The organism is Musicola paradisiaca NCPPB 2511, from assembly GCF_000400505.1.
In the GTDB taxonomy this organism is placed as follows: Bacteria; Pseudomonadota; Gammaproteobacteria; order Enterobacterales; family Enterobacteriaceae; genus Musicola; species Musicola paradisiaca.
This window is the reverse complement of sequence record NZ_CM001857.1, coordinates 3,461,300-3,468,289: the sequence shown is the minus strand read 5'-3', so window position 1 is coordinate 3,468,289 and position 6,990 is coordinate 3,461,300. Positions and strand designations below refer to the sequence as shown.

The following is a 6,990-nucleotide window of genomic DNA, read 5'->3' as shown; positions in this document are numbered from 1 at the left end:
AAAGCGCCGCGCAGGCGATCGTCAGGTTGTCCCGCACGATGACGGTGAACTTGTCGATCTCCATCTCCAACTGTTCGCGAGAGCGACGCACCAGAATACCTTGTTGTTCCAGCGGACGAATCAGCTCCAGAATGCCGCCGATGTCATTGATGGTGGCCCGGCGGGTTTGTTCGGCGCTCTGCATGACGATCTGGGTGCCGATGCCGTCGCGGGAGAACAGTTCCTGCAACAGGGCGCCGTCTTCCAGATAGCTGATCAGGTGGCTGCGTTGGACGCCGCTGCGGCAGGCTTTGACCGCGCCGCGCAGGAAACGCACGATCTCCGAATTATAGTCGCCGGACTCTTCCAAAGACTGAATGCGCTGCTGAGCCGCTTCCGGCAACATTTCTGAAATGATATTGCCGTCGTCATTGGTGACGCCCTGAGTGGAGCAGAAGCCGATCATCTTCTCGGCTTTGAGTTTAATGGCTAGCTGCGTGGCGACTTCTTCAGAGGTCAGGTTGAAGCTCTCTCCCGTCACGGAGACGGCGACAGGCCCCAGCAGCACAATGGCGCCGCTGTCCAACTGACGGTGGATGGCCTCTTCGTCAATCCGACGGATACGGCCGCTATGGCAGTAATCAACGCCGTCGTCCACGCCTAGCGGTTGTGCAATGATAAAATTACCGCTGACCACATTGATGTGCGCTCCCTGAAGCGGCGTGTTGGTCAGGCTCATCGACAAACGAGCGGTGATATCCAACTGCAACGTGCCGGCGGCCTGTTTGACCAGCTCCAGCGTGGCACTGTCGGTCACACGAGTGTGTTTGTGGTAATAGGGTTCGTAGTTATGGGCCGTCAGATTGGCGTCAATCTGGGGACGGGCACCGTAGACCACCACCAATTTGATTCCCAGGCTGTGCAGCAGCCCGATATCATTGACGATATTGGCAAAATTTTCATGTTCGATGGCTTCGCCACCCAGCATGATCACGAAAGTTTTACCGCGATGCGCGTTGATATAGGGAACTGAGTGGCGGAAGCCTTGAACCAGTTCTGTACTACGTTCCTTCACTGCGAGCCCTCTTGAATTTTTATTCGATATTTCCGTATTTTTATTCTTCATTAGTGAAAAGGCAAGTGATAACTTTCCTGAATGGTTGCTTGTGCGGCGCGACGCTCTGACGCAGTTATAAAGGGTGACAGTGATTTTTTCATGACAGCCAGAGACTGATTGGTTAAAGTTTTTGGCGCCTTGGCCTGACGGCGCGCTTCCCGACGTGGTAATGACTGTTACCGCCATGCTGCCCGGCGTGAAACAATGATGGAGCGTGTCGGATGGTTTTGCCGTTTCATAGCAAGTAAACCGGAGTGACATGTTCGACCCAAAAACGCCTCTGACCCGCCGACGTCTTTTGCAGGGAGCTGCGGCTACCTGGCTGTTAAGCATCAGCGGGGCTGGTATGGCTGCGGTGTCCCAGATTATCGCTGTCCGTGTCTGGCCCGCTTCCGCCTATACCCGAGTGACGCTGGAATCCAGCCATCCGCTCAAATACCGGCAATTCTTGCTGGAAAATCCCGATCGACTGGTCGTCGATATCGAAAACGCATCGCTGAACAGTGTATTAAAAAACGCCAACCGGCAGTTTGCGCCTGACGATCCCTTTATCAAAACCGCGCGGGCGGGGCAGTTTGACCAGAATACCGTCCGGCTGGTGCTGGAGTTACGGCAGAAAATCAATCCGAGCCTGTTTACGCTGGCACCGGTGGCGGGTTTTCGCAATCGTCTGGTAATGGATCTGTATCCAGTCGTCGGCCGTTACGATAACGCGGAGGATCCGTTGTTGGCGCTGCTGGAGGATTACAACCGGGGAGAACTTGAACGCTCGTTGCCGCCCGAGTCGCCGAGAAAAGAGAGCAGCGCCGGGCGTGGGCGCCCGCTGGTAGTCATGCTGGATCCTGGACATGGTGGTGAAGATCCCGGCGCCATCGGGCGCCAGCGGACGCGGGAAAAGGATGTAGTATTGCAGATTGCTCGTCGTTTGAAGGCCATGATCGATCGGGAGCCGACGATGAAAGCCTATATGACGCGCAATGAAGATGTGTTTATTCCGTTGAAGGTGCGTGTTGCCAAGGCGCGCAGGCAGCAGGCCGATTTATTCATATCGATTCACGCCGATGCGTTTACCAGCCCGGCCGCGCGTGGTTCATCGGTGTTCGCGTTATCAAAAAAAGGCGCGACCAGTTCAGCCGCGCGTTTTCTGGCGCAGACTCAAAACGAGTCGGATCTGATCGGCGGGGTCAGCATGAGCGGCGATCGTTATCTTGATCACACGATGTTCGATATGGTGCAGACCCTGACTATCAGCGACAGCCTCAAGTTCGGTAAAGAGATCCTGAGCAGGCTGGGGAAAATCAATTATCTGCATAAAAATAAGGTGGATCAGGCTGGGTTTGCGGTACTGAAGGCACCGGACATTCCATCGATTCTGGTGGAAACGGCGTTTATCAGTAATCTTGATGAGGAACGTAAGTTGCGTACCAGTCGTTTCCAACAGCAGATTGCACAATCCTTGCTGGAAGGCATCAAAGCGTATTTTGCTGCGTTAACAAGATAGAGACTCAGGCACCGGCAGTGGCGTTAACAATGTGGGGCGCGTTCACGTTGACTTGCCGGGCGCGCTCCGGGATATACGCCATAGAAAGCGTCGGCAACATGTTCACTGCGTTCGGATGGGATTGCCGGGAGGATACGCTAAAAACCAAAAAACACCCGTTAGGGTGTTCTTGTTTGGTTGCGGGGGCCGGATTTGAACCGACGACCTTCGGGTTATGAGCCCGACGAGCTACCAGGCTGCTCCACCCCGCGTCCGTAGTGTCTTTCTGACAAATTACTTCTTTTTTCAATTGGTTGCGGGGGCCGGATTTGAACCGACGACCTTCGGGTTATGAGCCCGACGAGCTACCAGGCTGCTCCACCCCGCGTCCGTGGATGCGCACTATACTCCCCGTGAGCGGTGATGCAACCTCTTTTTGCAAATAGTTTGTTATTTTGTTTGGTTGTGGTGAATTTATCGCCGTAAGGATGTTTTTTTGCACGGATTGATTCTGCTTTTGACCCTGATGCGTTTAATTCACCAGGGGGGTTTGTTATCGTTCCCCCCGTTATTTCGCTATCGATGGTCAGAGAGAGTAAGAACGCAGATGAAAGGATGGTGGAGAAAATATGTGTTGACCGGCGTGGTAATCGCGGTACTGGCGGGATGTCAGTCGCGGCCCACCGATCGCGGGCAGCAGTATAAAGATGGGCACCTGAACCAGCCGCTGGCGCTGGTCAACGAGCCGAACGCCAACGGCAAACCGGTTAACGCCGGTGATTTTACCCATCAGATTAGCCAGATTCAGAGTGCCTCTCCCAGTCTTTATTATCGCAATAGCGACACGTTTCAGGCCATTCGTAACTGGGTTCAGGCGGGCGGCGATACGCGCGAGTTGTCCCGATTCGGCTTGAATGCCTGGCAGATGGAAGGCGTCGATAACTTCGGCAATGTGCAGTTTACCGGCTATTACACGCCGGTGGTGCAGGCGCGTCATTATCGTCAGGGCGAATTTCGTTACCCGCTTTATGCTATGCCGCGAGCGGCGCGTAATCATCGACTTCCCGATCGCGCGGCGATTTATTCCGGTGCCTTGAGCGACAACCTGGCGATTGCCTGGACCAATTCGCTGATGGATAACTTCATGATGGAAGTGCAAGGCAGCGGTTATGTCGATTTTGGCGATGGCAGCCCGCTGACGTTCTTCGGTTATGCCGGAAAGAACGGTCATGCATATCGTAGCATCGGCAAGGTCTTGATCGACCGGGGCGAAGTGCCGAAAGAAGAGATGTCCATGCAGGCTATTCGCCAGTGGGCGGAACGTCACTCGGAAGCGGAAGTGCGTGGGTTACTGGAGCAGAACCCGTCGTTTGTGTTTTTCAAACCCATGGCATCTATGCCGGTAAAGGGGGCGAGTGCCGTACCACTGGTGGCCAAGGCGTCGGTGGCATCCGATCGATCGCTGATCCCGGCGGGTACGACGCTGTTGGCGGAGGTGCCGCTGCTGGATAATCAGGGTAAATTCACCGGTCAGTATGAGATGCGGTTGATGGTCGCGCTGGATGTCGGTGGCGCCATCAAGGGCCAACATTTTGATATTTATCAGGGGATTGGGCCAGAGGCCGGCCATGCGGCAGGGTACTATAACCACTATGGTCGGGTTTGGGTGCTGCGTAATGCGCAGGCGCAGAGCGGGATGCTGTTCAGCGCCAATGCCGGAGAGGCGCTATCCCCACAAAGCAATTGATGAATATGCATCAGGCGCTGGATATGCCCGCGCCTGTTAATCGTCGGATTATGTATATCTGTCCGGGCGTATTCTCGCCATGTGGAAAGCATCAACGTAGCGACCGTCACGAAACGCATAGTCTTTGGATTCCCCTTCAACGATAAAGCCGAATTTTTTGTATAGCGCTTGCGCCGGCAGGTTGTCGCAATAAACCGTCAGTTCGATACGACGGATATTCAGCCAGTTATCGGTCAGGTTCACCAGTGCGGCCAGTAACGCGCTGCCGATGCCCCGGCCTTGATAGTCGTCTCTGACGCCCATGCCGAGAGTGCCGACATGGCGTCGGCGCGGGTTGCTAAAGATTTCGAAACGCAAATTGCCGACGAGTTCTCCGTCGGATTCCGCGACAAACGCATATATGTTGTCCGGGATCTTGCCAAGACGGGCTTCCCATTGGGTTGGCGAGGGATAGGGTAATTGCAGCGTTCCGGAATAGGCGTGAATGCCGCTATAGATACGAGCAACGGCGGCGGCATCTTGGGCTTCCGCCCTTCTGATGATTATTTCTTTCATGGCTTCCCCGGCGATGAAATAACGGAACGATCAGAATAACAAGTTAACGCGAAGTGTCAGCCGATACTTTTGATCATCGGGATGCAAGGTAGTGAAAAGCCTCTGGGTGAATGGTATAGACTGGTTTTTTCACCTGAGAAGCCCTGGGCGCGGTAAAACGGCGCGGCATTCAGGGATGCGTCGAGCCGGACTTCCCTCAGCCCTGCGGTGTGGGCCAGTGTTTCCAGATGATGAAGCACTTGTTTGCCGACGCCTTTTCCCATCACCTCCGGTTTGACGAATAGGGCATCAATCATGCCGGTATAAAGGTTGATCATGCCGGTGGCCACGACAACGCCTGTGATTTCAGCAACGTAAAAATGGTGGGTAACAGTATTGGCAAATCCTTCGCTAAGCGGGCCGTCTGTCCAGCGTTGCAGTTGTTCCGCAGAATAATCATTGCGGCAGCCGTGCCGGATAGCGCGATTGCGGATATCAAATGCTGCCGGCGCATCATCCCGGCGTGCTTTTCTTATCGTGATAGTTTGGTGCTTCATCGCCGCTCCCGTCTGTGAATTATCGCAAGCTGAGCTCATTGCCTAAGGCTATCGCCGTTGACCAGATGTTGCGCACGCCCCTCGGCGAATGCGTTGACGTTCTCAAATGCGGTTTTGAAGTACAATTCGTAGCTGTTTTGTTCCACGTACCCGATATGCGGAGTCGCCAGTACGTTCGGTAGCGACAGCAGCGGTTCGACGTCGGGGGTGGCCGGCTCATGGTCGAAAACATCCAGCGCCGCCATCCGGCCGGGGTGTTCTTGCAGTATGCGTAACAGCGCGCCGGATTCGATGAGTTCAGCCCGGCTGGTATTGACGAACAGCGAATCCGGTTTCATTAGCGCCAAATCTTCATAAGCCACGCAGTGGCGGGTGGCTGCGTTCAGACGCAGGTGTAATGACAGTACGTCCGCCTGCCTGAAAAAATCGGCCTTATTCTCGGTGGTCAACAACCCGTGTTGTTTAGCCAGAGCCTTTGAGGATTCACTGCCCCATATGATTACTTTCATCCCGAAGGCTTGAGCGTAACGGGCGATGCGCTGCCCTATTTTACCGTACCCCCAAATGCCGAGTGCCAGGCCCTCCAGCGAGCGCCCCAGCCGATGCCCGCCATTTTGTTGCCATCGCGCGGCGGCCAGTTGGGAAACATACTGCGGCAGGCGGCGCGACGCCGCCATGATCAGCGCCCAGCACAATTCGGACGGTGCCACCGGTGAGCCGGTACCTTCCGCGACCGCGACGCCATAACCTGAACACAGGTCGATATCCAGATGGTTGCTTATCTTCCCGGTCTGGCTGATCAGCGCCAGCTTGGGAAGGCGGGAAAGCAGTTCATCGGTAATGCGGGTTCTTTCCCGAATCAGAACCAGCGCATCGACATTACGCAGTTTATCCGCCAGGGCAGCGGGATCGGCATAACTCTGGTTCAATATTTGTACGTGATGGCCGCTCAGCAGCGAGAAGCAGGAGAGATGCCGAACGGTATCCTGATAGTCATCGAGTATGGCGATGTTCATGCGCTTTCTCCTGCGGCGGCAGAGTCGTCCGGCGTGCGGGTCATGATGAACTCCTGTGCGCCTTCCGAGGTAATACGAAAGCCGAGTCGTTCATAGAGCTTTCTGGCCGGATTGCTTTTCAGCACGCTCAGCACCACGGGATGGTTATGCTTGGCCGCGCGGGCGATCACATCGCTAATCAGCATGCCGCCAATGCCCCGATGCTGATAGTCGGGGTGGACCTGAATTTGCAGCAGATACCAGTGTTGTTGTTCTGCAATGAAGTGGTATTTGAACAGCCCTGCGCGTTGACCGTTTACCATGATGATATTGGCGTGCGCAAACTCATGGCGGATGCGTTGCAGGAAGGCTTCCTTATCGGTTGGCGCGCCGACATCTTCCAGGTAGCGCTTCATCGTCAAGGTTCTCAGATGAAGCAGATAGTCGATGTCGGATTCGGTGGCCGGCAGCAGCTCGAGGTGCATAATCTTCTCCGTTAACAATGACCATTTACGTTGCCACAGCGCCGATTGTGTCGCAATTCTTCGCTGAAGATAAAGGCATATCGCCGCATCGTGTTA

Annotated in this window: 7 protein-coding genes and 2 tRNA genes; 2 read left to right on the top strand and 7 right to left on the bottom strand. The window is 55.0% G+C overall.

Translation table 11 applies throughout. The annotated features are described in order from the left end of the window. The coding region (argA, locus tag DPA2511_RS21920) for an amino-acid N-acetyltransferase (protein ID WP_023638428.1) at positions 1-1,105 on the bottom strand (1,105 nt) is incomplete at its 3' end. A gap of 250 nt (positions 1,106-1,355) precedes the next feature. Between argA and amiC the strand changes: the two genes are divergently transcribed. Then, positions 1,356-2,597, top strand: a complete 1,242-nt coding sequence (gene amiC, locus DPA2511_RS15435; protein ID WP_015854680.1) for an N-acetylmuramoyl-L-alanine amidase AmiC — start codon at positions 1,356-1,358, stop codon at positions 2,595-2,597. A gap of 174 nt (positions 2,598-2,771) precedes the next feature. On the opposite strand, the gene DPA2511_RS15430 is transcribed toward amiC, so the two are convergent. Continuing rightward, positions 2,772-2,848: transfer RNA gene (locus tag DPA2511_RS15430), tRNA-Met, on the bottom strand. 39 nt (positions 2,849-2,887) lie between these two features. Next, positions 2,888-2,964 (bottom strand) — tRNA-Met (locus DPA2511_RS15425). A 219-nt stretch (positions 2,965-3,183) separates the two neighbouring features. Between DPA2511_RS15425 and mltA the strand changes: the two genes are divergently transcribed. Then, positions 3,184-4,323, top strand: a complete 1,140-nt coding sequence (gene mltA, locus DPA2511_RS15420) for a murein transglycosylase A (protein ID WP_023638427.1) — start codon at positions 3,184-3,186, stop codon at positions 4,321-4,323. A 48-nt stretch (positions 4,324-4,371) separates the two neighbouring features. On the opposite strand, the gene DPA2511_RS15415 is transcribed toward mltA, so the two are convergent. Genes DPA2511_RS15415 through DPA2511_RS15400 form a run of 4 tightly spaced genes read right to left on the bottom strand, consistent with a single transcriptional unit; the run spans position 4,372 to position 6,894 of the window. Further along, positions 4,372-4,878, bottom strand: a complete 507-nt coding sequence (locus DPA2511_RS15415) for a GNAT family N-acetyltransferase (protein WP_015854678.1) — start codon at positions 4,876-4,878, stop codon at positions 4,372-4,374. 56 nt (positions 4,879-4,934) lie between these two features. Beyond that, positions 4,935-5,414, bottom strand: a complete 480-nt coding sequence (locus DPA2511_RS15410) for a GNAT family N-acetyltransferase (RefSeq protein WP_015854677.1) — start codon at positions 5,412-5,414, stop codon at positions 4,935-4,937. A 35-nt stretch (positions 5,415-5,449) separates the two neighbouring features. Continuing rightward, positions 5,450-6,430, bottom strand: a complete 981-nt coding sequence (locus DPA2511_RS15405) for a D-2-hydroxyacid dehydrogenase family protein (RefSeq protein WP_015854676.1) — start codon at positions 6,428-6,430, stop codon at positions 5,450-5,452. Further along, positions 6,427-6,894, bottom strand: coding sequence for a GNAT family N-acetyltransferase (locus tag DPA2511_RS15400; protein ID WP_015854675.1), 468 nt, complete (start codon positions 6,892-6,894; stop codon positions 6,427-6,429). Before DPA2511_RS15400 ends, DPA2511_RS15405 begins: the two co-directional genes overlap by 4 nt. Positions 6,895-6,990: the final 96 nt, after the last annotated feature.